This window comes from Aquabacterium sp. TM01 (assembly GCF_057808345.1).
In genome coordinates this window covers 1,386,973-1,400,540 of record NZ_AP046529.1, presented here as the reverse complement: position 1 = coordinate 1,400,540, position 13,568 = coordinate 1,386,973, and the positions used below count along the sequence as shown (strand labels likewise).

Annotated in this window: 15 protein-coding genes; 7 read left to right on the top strand and 8 right to left on the bottom strand. The window is 65.3% G+C overall.

Annotation, left to right across the window (positions count from 1 at the left end; translation table 11 throughout):
• Positions 1-67: 67 nt before the first annotated feature.
• The 7 genes from AC3WW4_RS06495 (at position 68) to clsB (ending at position 7,342) form a co-directional block, all read left to right on the top strand.
• Positions 68-1,516: a high affinity choline transporter 1 gene (locus AC3WW4_RS06495; protein ID WP_488827558.1), complete on the top strand. Its 1,449-nt coding sequence runs from the start codon at positions 68-70 to the stop codon at positions 1,514-1,516.
• A 91-nt stretch (positions 1,517-1,607) separates the two neighbouring features.
• Complete coding sequence (locus AC3WW4_RS06490; RefSeq protein ID WP_488827557.1) at positions 1,608-1,925, top strand: FmdB family zinc ribbon protein; 318 nt, start codon at positions 1,608-1,610, stop codon at positions 1,923-1,925.
• Between the two features lie 91 nt (positions 1,926-2,016).
• Entirely contained in the window at positions 2,017-2,649 is a 633-nt protein-coding gene (locus tag AC3WW4_RS06485; RefSeq protein WP_488827556.1) for a DUF502 domain-containing protein, read from the top strand.
• 70 nt (positions 2,650-2,719) lie between these two features.
• Positions 2,720-4,522, top strand: coding sequence for an aspartate--tRNA ligase (gene aspS, locus AC3WW4_RS06480; protein WP_488827555.1), 1,803 nt, complete (start codon positions 2,720-2,722; stop codon positions 4,520-4,522).
• A 104-nt stretch (positions 4,523-4,626) separates the two neighbouring features.
• On the top strand, positions 4,627-5,118 hold the full coding sequence (gene nudB, locus AC3WW4_RS06475) for a dihydroneopterin triphosphate diphosphatase (protein ID WP_488827554.1): 492 nt from the start codon (positions 4,627-4,629) through the stop codon (positions 5,116-5,118).
• Positions 5,119-5,166: 48 nt separating this feature from the next.
• A complete protein-coding gene (locus AC3WW4_RS06470) occupies positions 5,167-5,979 on the top strand; it encodes an endonuclease/exonuclease/phosphatase family protein (protein WP_488827553.1) in 813 nt (270 codons plus the stop codon).
• A 7-nt stretch (positions 5,980-5,986) separates the two neighbouring features.
• Positions 5,987-7,342, top strand: coding sequence for a cardiolipin synthase ClsB (clsB, locus tag AC3WW4_RS06465; RefSeq protein WP_488827552.1), 1,356 nt, complete (start codon positions 5,987-5,989; stop codon positions 7,340-7,342).
• On the opposite strand, the gene AC3WW4_RS06460 is transcribed toward clsB, so the two are convergent.
• From AC3WW4_RS06460 to AC3WW4_RS06425, 8 genes are read right to left on the bottom strand one after another with little or no spacing between them, the layout of a single operon-like run.
• A complete protein-coding gene (locus tag AC3WW4_RS06460; protein ID WP_488827551.1) occupies positions 7,306-7,929 on the bottom strand; it encodes a histidine phosphatase family protein in 624 nt (207 codons plus the stop codon). The two genes, clsB and AC3WW4_RS06460, sit on opposite strands and share 37 nt — an antisense overlap.
• A 7-nt stretch (positions 7,930-7,936) precedes the next feature.
• A complete protein-coding gene (locus tag AC3WW4_RS06455; RefSeq protein WP_488827550.1) occupies positions 7,937-8,806 on the bottom strand; it encodes an adenosylcobinamide-GDP ribazoletransferase in 870 nt (289 codons plus the stop codon).
• A gap of 22 nt (positions 8,807-8,828) precedes the next feature.
• A complete protein-coding gene (gene cobT / locus AC3WW4_RS06450; protein WP_488829697.1) occupies positions 8,829-9,893 on the bottom strand; it encodes a nicotinate-nucleotide--dimethylbenzimidazole phosphoribosyltransferase in 1,065 nt (354 codons plus the stop codon).
• Positions 9,894-9,906: 13 nt separating this feature from the next.
• The gene (gene cobO / locus AC3WW4_RS06445) at positions 9,907-10,476 is read right to left on the bottom strand and encodes a cob(I)yrinic acid a,c-diamide adenosyltransferase (protein ID WP_488827549.1); all 570 of its coding nucleotides are present in this window, start codon (positions 10,474-10,476) and stop codon (positions 9,907-9,909) included.
• Positions 10,477-10,508: 32 nt separating this feature from the next.
• Positions 10,509-11,057, bottom strand: coding sequence for an ATP:cob(I)alamin adenosyltransferase (locus AC3WW4_RS06440; protein WP_488827548.1), 549 nt, complete (start codon positions 11,055-11,057; stop codon positions 10,509-10,511).
• 22 nt (positions 11,058-11,079) lie between these two features.
• On the bottom strand, positions 11,080-11,808 hold the full coding sequence (locus AC3WW4_RS06435; RefSeq protein ID WP_488827547.1) for an ABC transporter ATP-binding protein: 729 nt from the start codon (positions 11,806-11,808) through the stop codon (positions 11,080-11,082).
• Positions 11,799-12,785 carry a FecCD family ABC transporter permease gene (locus AC3WW4_RS06430; protein WP_488827546.1) on the bottom strand — a complete coding sequence of 329 codons (987 nt, stop codon included), beginning with the start codon at positions 12,783-12,785 and terminating at the stop codon, positions 11,799-11,801. Before AC3WW4_RS06430 ends, AC3WW4_RS06435 begins: the two co-directional genes overlap by 10 nt.
• Positions 12,782-13,564 (bottom strand): ABC transporter substrate-binding protein, encoded by a 783-nt coding sequence (locus AC3WW4_RS06425; protein ID WP_488827545.1) that lies wholly within the window; start codon positions 13,562-13,564, stop codon positions 12,782-12,784. The genes AC3WW4_RS06430 and AC3WW4_RS06425 overlap by 4 nt, the downstream gene beginning before the upstream one ends.
• Positions 13,565-13,568: the final 4 nt, after the last annotated feature.

The window sequence follows — 13,568 nt, the reverse complement described above, 5'->3', positions numbered from 1 at the left end:
CCGCCGACCCGCCGTGGTCGGCGTTTTTGCGTTCTTCGGCCTGTCAGTTGAAAGGTTTTAGCCGACCATGAACACCACCTTGCTTGCGTTTGTGATCCTCTACCTGGTCGGGACGATGGCCATTGGCATCTATGCCGGCACGCGCGTCAAGAGCACGGCCGACTTCGCCATTGCCGGGCGCAGCCTGCCCCTGTTCATGGTGATCACCACCACGTTTGCGACCTGGTTCGGGGCAGAGACGGTGATGGGCATCCCCGCCAAGTTCGTGGAAGGCGGCTTGCACGCAGTCATCGAAGACCCGTTCGGCGCGTCGATGTGCCTGGTGCTGGTGGGGGCCTTTTTCGCCAGCAGGCTCTACAAGATGAGCCTGTTGACCATCGGCGACTACTACCGTCACCGCTATGGCAAGGGCGTCGAGATTTTCTGCTCGGTGGCCATCATCCTGAGCTACCTGGGCTGGGTGGCCGCCCAGATCACCGCGCTGGGCCTGGTGTTCAATGTGTTGTCGGGTGGCGAGTTGTCACCCGCCACGGGCATGATCATTGGCACCACACTGGTGCTGGTCTATGTGCTGATCGGGGGCATGCTGGCGGTGGCCTGGACCGATTTCGTTCAGATGATCGTGCTGGTGGTGGGCCTGTCGCTGATCGCCAGCATGGCCAGCACGCAGGCCGGCGGCGCGGACAAGGTCCTGGCGCTGGCGGCGGAGCAAGACTGGTTCCGCATCCTGCCGGAAGCCACGGCGAATGGCTGGCTCTGGTTCATCGCGGCCGCCATCACGATGATGTTTGGCTCGATTCCGCAACAGGACGTGTTCCAGCGTGTGATGTCTGCCAAAGACAGTGCAACCGCGAAGCGGGGGGCGATCATCGGCGGCTTCGGCTACCTGGCCTTTGCCTTCGTGCCCATGTTCATCGTGGCCTCGGCGCTGATCATCATGCCGACCGAAACCCGGGAGTTGCTGACCAACGACCCCCAGAAGGTCTTGCCCACACTGATCCTGAGCAAGATGCCGCTGGTGGCCCAGATTTTCTTCTTCGGCGCCCTGGTATCGGCCATCAAGTCGACCTCGTCGGCCACGCTGCTGGCCCCCTCCACCAGCTTTGTCGAGAACATTCTGAAGAACATCCACCCGGGCATGAGCGACCGGCAGGTGCTGCGGGCCATGCGCATCACCTTGTTCATCTTCACCGCCCTGGTGCTGACCTACGCCATCGTCATGCAGGGCACAGCCATCTATGACCTGGTGTCGGCGGCGTATCAGATCCCTCTGGTGGGCGCTTTCGTGCCGCTGACCTTCGGTCTGTACTGGAAGCGGGCCACCACGCAGGGCGCCATCTTGTCGATCGTGCTGGGGATTGGCTCCTTGACGCTGTTCACCCTTCACACTGGCTTGGGTGCAGCCTTTCCGGGGCAACTGGCCGGTCTCCTGCTGGCCCTGTTCGGCATGATCGCCGGGTCCCTGCTGCCGCAATGGATCGGTGACCGCCGCACTGAGCTGACCCACATGGCTTGACGTCCAACCGGGAGATTGGACGGGGCTTGAAGCGACGTCCGGTGTCCCCACTTAAAATGGCGTTTTACGGGGTTACCCGAGGATTTTCATCATGCCGATTTACGCCTACCGTTGCGAGTCCTGTGGTCATGCCAAGGACGTCCTGCAAAAAATCTCCGATCCGGTGCTCACCACCTGTCCCGCCTGCGGTGCCGAGAGCTTTCAAAAGCAGATCACGGCCGCGGGCTTCCAGCTCAAGGGCTCGGGCTGGTATGTGACCGACTTCCGTGGCGGCTCGGGAGGCACCAGCGCCCCGGCTACGGGTGCCACGGCTGCCGCAGCCGCGGCCCCGGCGGCGGCCGAGTCCAGCAGCACATCGGGCGGGGACACCGGCGGCACACCCTGCGGCGGATCGTGCGCCTGCCACTGACCCCGCACGTTCTGACACGGACTGGCCTGACAATACAGGCCAGTCTGCCTGCCCAGGCACCCGGCCTTGCGCCCTCTCCCCCCTCCCCACCGTGAAGAAATACATCCTCACCGGCCTGCTCGTCTGGCTCCCCCTGGTCATCACCATCTGGGTGCTCAAGAGCGTGATCGGCACGCTCGACGACGTGTTCGCCTGGTTCATGGTCGTGGCGCGAACCGTGCTGCCCGTCAGCATCCACCCCGTGCTGGCCGATCTGCAACGTGTGCCAGGCCTGAGTGTCATCGTCCTGGTCACTGCCCTGTGGCTGACCGGGGTGGCCGTGACCAACATGGTCGGACAGTGGCTGCTCAACCAGTCAAACCGGCTGTTCTCGAACATCCCCATCGTCAAGAGCATCTACAACTCGGTTCGGCAGGTCTCGGACACGCTGTTTTCCAGCAGTGGCCAGGCTTTCCGCGAGGCCGTGCTGGTGCAGTACCCCCGCGCAGGGTCGTGGACGATTGCCTTTGTGACCGGCCGGCCGACGGGTGAAGTGGCGGACAAACTGATCACCGAGATGGTGACCGTGTACGTGCCCACGACCCCCAACCCGACCTCGGGTTTCATGCTGATCGTGCCGCGTGCCGAGGTCATGTCACTCGATATGTCGGTGGACGAGGCCCTCAAGTACATCATTTCGATGGGTGTGGTGGCACCGCCGCCCTCTGCAAAGACCCATTCCTGAACGACAATCGAGGGTTTCGAGCCGGGCCTGTGCCCAGGCCGCACGACCCTCATTCCCGGAGAGAACAACAATGCGCACCACTTACTGTGGTCTGGTCAGCGAAGCGCTGATGGGCCAGACCGTGACGCTGATGGGCTGGGCCCACCGTCGCCGCGACCACGGCGGCGTGATCTTCATCGACCTGCGCGACCGTGAAGGCCTGGTGCAGGTGGTGTTCGACCCCGACCGTGCCGATTCGTTCAAGATTGCCGAAGACGTGCGCAACGAGTTCTGCCTGAAGGTGACCGGTGTCGTGCGCGCCCGCCCGGAAGGCACGACCAATGCTGGCCTGACCAGCGGCAAGATCGAGGTGCTGGCCCACAACCTGGAAGTGCTCAACGCCAGCGTGACGCCGCCGTTCCAGATCGATGACGAGAACCTGTCGGAGACGACCCGCCTGACCCACCGCGTGCTGGACCTGCGTCGTCCTTACATGCAAAAGAACCTGATGCTGCGCTACCGCGTGGCGATGGAAGCGCGCAAGTTCCTGGACGAGCACGGCTTCATCGACATCGAAACCCCGATGTTGACCAAGTCGACCCCGGAAGGCGCCCGCGACTATCTGGTGCCTTCGCGCGTGCACGACGGCCAGTTCTTCGCCCTGCCCCAGTCGCCCCAGCTGTTCAAGCAGCTGCTGATGGTGGCCGGCTACGACCGTTACTACCAGATCACCAAGTGCTTCCGCGACGAGGACCTGCGCGCGGATCGTCAGCCCGAGTTCACCCAGATCGATATTGAAACGAGCTTCCTGGGCGAACAGGAAATCCGTGACATGTTCGAAGGCATGATCCGTCACGTCTTCCAAAAGGCGTTGGACGTGGACCTGGGTGCCTACCCGGTGATGAAGTACGCGGATGCCATGCACCTGTATGGCTCGGACAAGCCTGACCTGCGCGTCAAGCTGCAGTTCACCGAACTGACCGACGTGATGGGTGATGTGGACTTCAAGGTCTTTTCGACGCCTGCCACCACCAAGGGTGGCCGTGTGGTGGCCCTGTGCGTGCCCGGTGGCGGTGCCATGTCGCGCGGCGAGATCGATGCCTACACCGAGTTCGTCAAGATCTACGGCGCCAAGGGCCTGGCCTGGATCAAGGTCAACGAAGTGGCCAAGGGCCGTGAAGGACTGCAGTCGCCCATCGTCAAGAACCTGCACGATGCGGCCCTGGCCAAGATCCTGGAGCGCACCGGCGCCAAGGACGGCGACCTGATCTTCTTCGGCGCCGACAAGGAAAAGATCGTCAACGACGCCATCGGCGCGCTGCGCCTGAAGGTGGGTCACTCCGACTTCGGCAAGAAGGCCGGTCTGTTCGAAGACCGCTGGGCGCCGCTGTGGGTGGTGGACTTCCCGATGTTCGAGTACGACGACGACTCCGAGCGCTGGAATGCCGTGCACCACCCCTTCACGGCCCCGAAGGATGGTCACGAGGACCTGATGGACACGGATCCAGGCAAGTGCATTGCCAAGGCCTATGACATGGTCCTGAACGGTTGGGAACTGGGTGGCGGCTCGATCCGTATCCACCGCGCCGACGTGCAGTCCAAGGTGTTCAGCGCCCTGAACATCAGCAAGGAAGACGCACAGGTCAAGTTTGGCTTCCTGCTGGACGCACTGCAATATGGCGCGCCGCCGCACGGTGGCCTGGCTTTCGGTCTGGACCGTCTGGTCACGCTGATGACCAAGGCCGATTCCATCCGTGACGTGATCGCCTTCCCCAAGACGCAGCGCGCCCAGTGCCTGCTGACCGGCGCCCCGTCGAACGTGGACGACAAGCAGTTGCGCGAGTTGCACATCCGTCTGCGCAACGCGGTGGCAGCCACCCCCGCACAAGGCTGATCGACCCGATCACCTTGGCGGTGAATCCGGCATGAGGCCACCCTGCGGGGTGGCCTTTTTCATGGCGAAGCGCTACCCCAAGCGTCCGTGCCACACTGTCTGTCATGAACGAACAAGCGTCTCCCAAGATTCCGCAATCGGTGCTGGTGGTGATCTACACCCCACAGCGTGAGGTGCTGCTGATCGAGCGGGCCAAGCAGCCGGGGTTCTGGCAAAGCGTGACGGGCTCAAAGGACCACCTGGACGAATCCTGGACGGAGACCGCCATCCGTGAGGTGCAGGAGGAGACCGGCATACAGGTGGGATCTGATCGGGTGCCGCTCAGCGCCTTGCAGGACTGGGGCGTGGAGAACGTGTACGAGATCTACCCCGTGTGGCGCCACCGCTATGCCCCCGGCGTGACGCACAACACCGAGCATGTGTTCGGGCTGTGCGTGCCGCGTGACATCCCCATCACGCTGGCGCCGCTGGAACACATCGCCCATGTCTGGCTGCCCTGGCAGGAGGCCGCCGACCGCTGCTTTTCGCCCTCGAACGCCGAGGCGATTTTGCAACTGAGCCAGCGTATCGCCAAGCCTGCGCACCTGCTATCGTAGAGAGCGTGGTGCTGCCCTCGCGGCACCCCTTGCCGCAGGAATGCACCCGTGCTCAAACCGCTTCAGTCTTCCCTGCTCACCCCTGCCCAGCGCCATGCCAACCACCTGCGCGTGGCGACCTACAACATCCACAAGGGTGTGCGTGGCATGGGGCCCACCAAGCGCCTGGAGATCCACAACCTGAGTGACGCGGTGGAGGCGCTGGACGCCGACATCGTGTGCCTGCAGGAGGTGCGGCAGTTCAACCACGCCGAGGCGCGGCGCTTTTCCCACACGCAGTTCGGCCCGGACGCCTGGCCCAACACGCCGCAAGCGGAATACCTGGCCCCGGAGGGCTATGAGGTGGCCTACCGCACCAATGCCGTCACGAAGCACGGTGAGCACGGCAATGCCCTGCTGGCGCGCTGGCCGCTGGGCGCCATCGGCCACCACAATGTGTCCGACCACCGTTTCGAGCAGCGGGGCCTCTTGCATGTGCCGGTCCAGTGGCGTGGGGTCGAGGTGCACGTGGTGGTGGTGCACCTGGGCCTGATCCATGCCAGCCGGGTGCGTCAGGCCGAACGGCTGGCCGAGCTGGTGCAGCACGAACTGCCGGCCGGTGCGCCGGTGGTGGTCGCCGGCGACTTCAACGACTGGAACGAGAAGCTCGACGGCATCCTCGCCGAAGGTGGCTTGAGCCGCGCCACGCTGGGCAACGAGGCCCGGGTGGCCACCTACCCCTCGATCATTCCGGTGCTCTCGCTGGACCGGGTCTACACCCGTGGGCTGCACTGCAAATCGATCATGGTGCCGCGCGGCAGCACGTGGGCACGCTTGTCCGATCACCTGCCGCTGGTGGCGGAGCTGGATCTGAGCGTTTGACGCCCCCATGAATCGGCCGCCGGACAAGGATCACTGGGCCCCGGGCATCGTTGAGCACCGCGACACGGCCCCACAGGGCTGGCTGGACGCCCTGGCCTGGTACACACAGCGCAAGCCGGTGTTCACCGGGGGCAACGAGGTGCGCTTGCTGCAAGGTGGGCGCGCCCTGTTTCCGGCGCTGTGCCAGCACATTGATCAGGCACAGCAGTCGGTGTGGATGGCGCTCTACATCGTGTCCCCCCTGGGCCAAAGCAGCGAGGTGTTGCAGGCGCTGATGCGAGCGGCACGCCGTGGGGTCGAGGTGTCGATGGTGGTCGATGGCGTGGGCTCACGCGGTGCGCCCCCCAGCGTGTGGCGAGCGCTCGAAGAGGCGGGCGTGCGCCTGGTGATTTACAAGCCATTGCACTGGCTGTGGGGGCTGATGGACAAGGGCCAGTGGCGGCGCATGCACCTGAAGTTGTGCGTGGTCGATGACGCCGTGGGCTTCATCGGCGGCATCAATCTGATTGACGACCACTACGACCTCAGCCATGGATGGTCGGAGAACCCGCGCCTGGACTACGCGGTGTCGGTGCAAGGGCCGGTGGTGATGCCGGTGTTGCACACCATCCGCGCCATGTGGACGCGGGCGCAGTTTGGCCGCGACTGGCGCGATGACCTGATCCAGTGGGTACAGGATCCACACCGTTTGCAGCGCCTGAAACTGATGTGGCGGAGTGCCTTGTTGCGCCTGAGCCCTCAGGAGCAAGCGCAGTTGCTGGGTGATGCCGACACCGCACTGCCCATGCGCAGCGCCTTTGTGTTGCGCGACAACCTGCGGCAACGTCGCACGATTGAGCAAGCCGCGCTGAGAGCGATCGTGCAGGCTCGGCAACGCATCGACATCGTGACGCCCTATTTTTACCCGCGTCGGGCGATGCGCCAGGCTTTGCGCGCGGCGGCCGAGCGGGGGGTGACGGTACGGCTGTTGTTGCAAGGCAAGCTGGACTACCGGATTGCCGGCATCGCAGCACAGGTGCTGTATGGCGAGTTGCAGCAGGTGGGCGTGCGCATCTTTGAGTACCAGCCAGCGTTTTTGCACGCCAAGGTGCTGTGCGTGGACGAGGAATGGGCCACGGTCGGCTCGTCGAACCTGGATCCGCTGTCGATGGTGCTGAACCTGGAGGGCAACCTGATCGTGCGGGATCGGAGCTTTGTGCAGACCTTGTCTACCTCCTTGCAGGCCGACTTTGCGCAGAGCCGGGAGGTGCCTGCGCCGGACACGCTGAACGACCGACGCTGGCGAATTCGGGCACGGCGGGCCGTGGTGGCATTTGCAGCCAAGGCCTATTTGCGACTGGCGGGCTCGACCGGGCGGTATTGAAGCGACGCGGCAGGCAGCACGCAGCACTCACCATAGCGGGGCGCTGGCGGCCACTGGCTGGGTTGGGCCGGCGCGGCGGAGTGCTGGGCCACCCAGCGGGCCGACAGGATCCAGCCGGCATGGGCGATGAGCAGCACGGGGGCGGAACTCGGCCGAGCCTCGCTGGCAGGTAGCCGGGCCAGACCCTGGGCCACCCGGTCAAGCATGGCGTGAAGGCTTTCGCCACCGCCTGGGGCGTGGTGCGCGAAGTTGCGACACCAGGCATCGACCTCGGCGTGGGCAATCTGTGCCCAGGCCCGACCATCCCAGGCGCCGAAGTCCATCTCCAACAGGGCATCGTCGATGTGATGGCGCCAGCCCCAGCGGCGCAGTTGCTGGCCGACGGCAGCACAGCGTTGAAGGGAGGAGCTGTGCACGACGCGCGGCCATCCATGGCGACGCGCAGCCTGGCGGATGCGGTGGGCCAGGCGCTTGGCCTTTCGACGGTCCACCGCCAGGTCGGTGCGACCAATGCAACGCCCCTCGGCGCCGATGGGCCGGGGGTGACGCCAGGCGACGATGTGAGGCGCGCAGGAGAGATGGCTCATGCCGGACTCACCCCACCGGATGGATGACGGTGAGCCAGGCGAGCAGCCCCAGCACCTCGGTCAACTGCTGTGTGGCACCCAGGGTGTCCCCAGTGAAACCGCCGAGGCGGCGCTTGAACCAGCGCCAGCACACCAGGCCGCCCACCAGCATGGCCAGTGCGGCGCGGCCCAATGCGATGGTCAAGGTGCCGGTGGGCCAACCCGATTGGGCCAACCACAGCCACATGCAGGCGGCCACAACCACGGTCCAGCAAGTGGCCGCGATCACCTGCCCCCAGCTGGCCTGCAGGCCCAGGGGCTTGGCTTTGGCGTGGGCGAGGTCGCCGCCATAGGGCAGCAGGCGGATCATCCACACAGCCACGAGGCGTGAGCCGGTGTGACACCAGATCAGGGCCATCATGGTCCATGCCAGCAGCACTTGGTGGATGTGGCTGGTCTGGGCGCTGTTGAGCTCGCTCACCACAGGCGTGGCCAGTGAGCTCAGCGTGGCGGCTTTCAGGCCCAGCAGCAGGATCAGGCCCAGCGAACCGTAGGAGCCGATGCGCGAGTCTTTCATGATCTCCAGTGCCCGCTCGCGGCTGACGGTGCCTCCGAGCGCATCGCAGGTGTCGGCCCAGCCGTCTTCATGGAAGCCGCCGGTGAGCCAGACGGTGAAGGCCATGGACAACAGCACGGCCACCAGCGGAGGCCAGAACGCCGCGGTGGTGACGAGCACCAGGGCACCGGCCGTGCCCACCAGCGCCCCGACCAGCGGGAAGTAGCGCTGACAGGCCTGCAGCCAGTCGGGGTGGTAGCCCACCCAGGCGGGCACGGGCACCCGCGTGAAGAACTGCAGGGCGATGAAAAACAGTCGAACTTCGTGGATCAGGAATCGCATGGGGGCATCTTGCCTGGTTTGCTCACTGGACCTGGGACTGGCCGGCATCCGTGTCGGAGTCGCTGACACCGGCTGCGTCGAAACTGGCCATGTCGCGCAGGATGGCACAGGCCGATTCCAGCAACGGCCAGGCCAGTGCGGCGCCCGATCCTTCGCCCAGGCGCAGGCCGAGTTGCAGGAGGGCTTGCGCCTTCAGGTGGCCCAGCAAGATCACATGCCCGGCCTCATCCGACTGGTGTGAGAACACGCAACGTTGCAGCACCAGCGGTTGCAGGCGGGCGGCCACCAGCACCGCGCTGGTGGTGATGAAGCCATCGACCAGGATGACGCGGTTCTCGGCCGCAGCTTGCAGCACGGCGCCGACCATCTGCGCGATCTCGAAGCCTCCGAAGGCCGCCAGGGCCGCGAGCGGGGTCTGAGCATCAGGATGACGCAGCAGAACTTCGTTCAGCACGGCGCGCTTGTGCGTGAGCGCAGTGTCACTGAGGCCAGTGCCGCGGCCGGTGCACAGGTCGAGCGACTCGCCGGTCAAGCGTGCCATCAGCAAGGAGGCACTGGAGGTGTTGCCGATGCCCATTTCGCCCAGCAGCAGCGCATTGCCGGGCAGGCCTCGCACCAGGTCCTGGCCGTGGCGCAGGGCGGCCTCGCACTGCTCGGTGGTCATGGCCGCTTGCGCGGAACAGTCGGCTGTGCCGGGTGCGACCTTGCGGATCTGCAGGCCGGATCGCGGCGCGAAGTCATGGGCCACGCCGCAGTCCACCACCGTCATGGCAACCCCGTGCTGGCGACACAGCACGCTGACGGCGGCGCCCCCGGCAAGGAAGTTTTCAATCATCTGCCAGGTGACGTCGCTGGGATAGGCCGAGACGCCGCGGGCGGTGAGGCCGTGGTCGCCGGCAAAGACGACCATTTGTGGCTGCTGCAACTGCGGCCGCTCACTGCGCAGGACCAGCCCGATCTGGTGCGCCACGCGCTCCAGCCGACCCAGTGCGCCCAAAGGCTTGGTCTTGTGGTCGATGAGGTGCTGCAGCCGCTGCGAAAGTGCTGCATCGTGCAGATCGGTGATCTGGGGCAGGTCAAAGTTCATGGACATCTCGGCGTCAGTCTTCAATGCCGCGTTGCGCCGGGATGCCGGCTTCGTAGGCATGCTTGATTTTCTTGACCTCGCTGACGGTGTCAGCGATCTCGATGATCTCGGGCGGGCAGTCGCGCCCGGTCAGGACCACGTGAACCTCTTTGGGTCGGCTCTTCAAGGTTTGCACCACCTCGTCGATGGGCACCCAGCCGTAGATGAGCGGATAGGTCAGCTCATCCAGCACCACCAGGAAGTGCTCACCGCTGGTGATGGCGGCCGCCGCACGTTGCCAGCCTTCGCGAGCCAGTTGCGCCGAATGCTCCAGGTCCTTGCTTTTCCAGCTGAAGCCGTCGCCCAGGCCCTCGATAGGGATACCCAGTTGCTCGAAAGCACGGTGCTCGCCAAAGCGGGCCGAGGGCACCTTCATGAACTGGAAGATGCGCACGGCTTTGCCGCGGCCAAAGGCGCGCAGGGCCAAGCCGAAGGCGGCGGTGCTCTTGCCCTTGCCGTCACCGGTGTTGACGATGAGCAGGCCACGGCGCTCGGCGTGTTCGCGTTGCTGAGGGGCTTCGGTGGGAGGGTTCTGAATGTCCATGGCAGGTCAGGCGGATGAGGCAGGAAGAAAGGTCAGCTGGCAGCAGGGAGCCTGCCATAGCTTTTGCTGATGAAGGGAGTTTCGGTCTGGCCACGCCGCTGGTTGATCACCAGGGTCAGCGTGAAGAAAAAATTGCACATCAGGTTGCACAGGCGAGGCAGCTCGGGCGGCACCTCTTTGCCTTCCTGGTCCACGCGCACCATGGCCCGAATGGCTTTCTTGGCGGCAGAGCGCGCCAGGTGCAACTGGGGCACGGGCACGTCACCGCGCGGCAGCACAAAGCCGCAGATGCGCTCGGCCACTTCCTCGCGGTAATGATCCTGACGCGACTGCAGCCACGCGATGTCAGACTCACCCACGGCCAGGCGCCCTCGGATGGAGCCATTGACGTGAAAGGCCAGAGGCTGCAATCGATCCAAGTCCTGGGCAATGTCTGACATGTCGGCCGGCAACAGCGACAACACCGCGCCGATGTGGCCGCACAGCTCATCGGTCACGACCTCGAAATCGCACAGCGACGAGGTCTCGAAGATGAAGGGGTAGCACAGCTCGTCAAGCTTGCCGGTGGGTTTCAGCGCCATGGGCGACCATCCAGGTGAAACATCATCGAACGAGGATGACCGGGGGCGAGGCCGTCAGGTCCACGTGCACCGGCACACGGAACACCGCAGACAGATTCGCCTCGGTGAGCACCTCAGCGGGTGTCCCGATGGCACGCACCCGCCCCTGATCCATCAGGCACAGCTGGTCACAATAGCGGGCGGCCAGACTGAGATCGTGCAGCGCCAATGCCACCCCGTGCTGACCTTGGGCATAGCGACGCAGCACATCCATCACGCTGCGCTGGTGATACAGGTCCAGACTGGCAATGGGCTCATCGGCCAGCAGGACGCGTGGTTGCCCGGCCAAGACCCGGGCCAGCCAGACGCGGGCCTGCTCGCCTCCCGACAGTTGGTCCACCTTGCGACCCTGCAAGTCATGCACGCCCGCCTGTGTCATGGCACGCTGTATGGCTTGTGCGTCCTGATCACCCCAAGGTAGGCGCCCAAGCGCGACGATGTCGGCCACGCTCAATGACCACGCGCTCTCGCACGCCTGAGGCAGGTAGCCCAATTGCTGTGCGCGCTGTCGCGCCGGCATTTCACCAAGCGCGTGCCCGGCCAGATGCACCTCGCCTTGGCACGCCAGCAGCCCGGCCAGGCACTGCAACAAGCTGGACTTGCCCGCCCCATTGGGGCCGATGATGCCCAGCATCTCACCGGACGCCAGCGCCAAGGACACGTCGACCAGACGCGTCCCCAGATGGATGTGATGCGCGCGGATCAAAGCCATCGTTTGCGATCCTTCCAGACCAGCCAGATGAACAAGGGCGCACCCAGCAAGGACGTCAGCACGCCCAGCTTGAGTTCACGCCCAGGCGGCAGCAGGCGCACGCAGATGTCGGCCAGGCACACGAGGGTGGCACCGGCAAGGGCCGAGGGCCACAACAGGCGATCGGGGCGATGCCCCACCCAAGGCCGCACCAGATGGGGCACCAGCAGCCCCACGAAGCCAATGCTGCCCGCCACGGAGACGGAGGAGCCCACCAGCAAGGCCGCACCCAGCACCACCTGTCGGCTACCGCCCCGCAGGGACAAGCCCAGGCTGGCCGCCACCTGCTCGCCCAGACTGAGCGCCGACAACAAGGCACGCTGACGCCAAATCAAAGCCGCGCCCAGCACACAAGGCGGCAGCAACCACAGCAGGTGATTCAGCCCCCGCTCCGAGACCGATCCCAGCAGCCAGAACACCAGTTCCTGCAGGGCATAGGGGTTGGGTGCGAAGTTCAACACGATGGCCAACGCCGCCCCCGTCACGGTGGAGATCGCCAGTCCGGCCAAGATGACCATGGCTGGGCGAGAGGAGCCTGCCAGCACCAGCATCAGCGTCAAGGCCATGCCGGCCCCGATGAGGCCAGCCAAAGCCGGTGCGGCCTCGCCCGCCCAGGGGAACAGACCAAAATAGAAAACGGCTGCCGCGCCGAGTGCCGCACCCTGGCTTGCGCCGGTCAGCCCTGGATCAGCCAAAGGGTTGCGCAGCAAGCCTTGCAGGGCCGCGCCACTGAAGCCCAAGGCCGCGCCAACGACCAGCGCCAGCAGGGTGCGCGGCAGGCGTATCTCACCGATGATGATGGCGCCAGCCGTGTCACGTCCGCCCACCCAATCGAGCAAGCCGCCCCACACTGGCACCGACGTCGACCCGATGGACAGCGACAGCAAGGTTGTGAGCAGGAGCAGCGACGCCAGCGCCCAGGCGCTCAGAGAGGTCAACCGCGCCATTGCTGTAACTGCCTGATCAGATCCCAGGTCCAAGGACCAGGGCATTGCCAACGCCAGTAATCGGTCGTCAACCAACGAGAAGGGGGAATGGCCCGCTTCAGCACAGGGTGCTCGGCGAACCGATTGGCCAGTGCGCGACTGGAGGGCGCCGCCCACAGCACCGCATCGGGCGGATGCGCCACGATGCGCTCCAGGTCCAGTTGCACATAGCCCTGGCCCAGCACGTCGTTGTCCCAACCTGCGCGGACCAGGATGTCGTGCTCCATCGTGCCTCGCCCCGTACCCACACCGTTGGGGCCCAAAAGCAGCAAGCGGGGGCGTGCAGACGGATGGTGAACGGCAGGCGGCTCGACACTGGCCAGCGATTCAGGCTTGCCCAACAGAGCCAGGACGCGGCGCTCATAGGGGTGGATGTCGGCCAGACTCTGCGGCAAAGGCAACACCTCCACCCGGACCCCCAGGGCCAGCAAGCGCGCGCGCAGCAAGGGGGCGTTGTACTCCCCTGCCATGACCAGATCAGGCTTGAGCGCCACCACCTGCTCCAGCGTGCCATCGTGGACGGGCCAGTGACTGTCGATCCAGGCGACCGGATACTGCCGATGCAGAGGTGACAGCGCCCTCACTTGGGCGCGATCTGCATAACGGGCCAGCATCCAGTCCGTGCACAGGTCCAGCGACACGATGCGCTGCGGCGCCGCCCAGGCACCCGTCGCCACGCCGACCTGCAAGGCCAGCATGAAGAAGAGCACGCGAATGGCGGAGCGCATCATGGGT

Bases quoted from the DNA above. Each gene is read 5' to 3' on its own strand.
- AC3WW4_RS06495 (WP_488827558.1), top strand. From the start codon at position 68: ATGAACACCACCTTGCTTGCGTTTGTGATCCTCTACCTGGTCGGGACG.
- AC3WW4_RS06490 (WP_488827557.1), top strand. From the start codon at position 1,608: ATGCCGATTTACGCCTACCGTTGCGAGTCCTGTGGTCATGCCAAGGAC.
- aspS (WP_488827555.1), top strand. From the start codon at position 2,720: ATGCGCACCACTTACTGTGGTCTGGTCAGCGAAGCGCTGATGGGCCAG.
- nudB (WP_488827554.1), top strand. From the start codon at position 4,627: ATGAACGAACAAGCGTCTCCCAAGATTCCGCAATCGGTGCTGGTGGTG.
- clsB (WP_488827552.1), top strand. From the start codon at position 5,987: ATGAATCGGCCGCCGGACAAGGATCACTGGGCCCCGGGCATCGTTGAG.
- AC3WW4_RS06460 (WP_488827551.1), bottom strand. From the start codon at position 7,929: ATGAGCCATCTCTCCTGCGCGCCTCACATCGTCGCCTGGCGTCACCCC.
- AC3WW4_RS06455 (WP_488827550.1), bottom strand. From the start codon at position 8,806: ATGCGATTCCTGATCCACGAAGTTCGACTGTTTTTCATCGCCCTGCAG.
- cobT (WP_488829697.1), bottom strand. From the start codon at position 9,893: ATGAACTTTGACCTGCCCCAGATCACCGATCTGCACGATGCAGCACTT.
- cobO (WP_488827549.1), bottom strand. From the start codon at position 10,476: ATGGACATTCAGAACCCTCCCACCGAAGCCCCTCAGCAACGCGAACAC.
- AC3WW4_RS06440 (WP_488827548.1), bottom strand. From the start codon at position 11,057: ATGGCGCTGAAACCCACCGGCAAGCTTGACGAGCTGTGCTACCCCTTC.
- AC3WW4_RS06435 (WP_488827547.1), bottom strand. From the start codon at position 11,808: ATGGCTTTGATCCGCGCGCATCACATCCATCTGGGGACGCGTCTGGTC.
- AC3WW4_RS06425 (WP_488827545.1), bottom strand. From the start codon at position 13,564: ATGATGCGCTCCGCCATTCGCGTGCTCTTCTTCATGCTGGCCTTGCAG.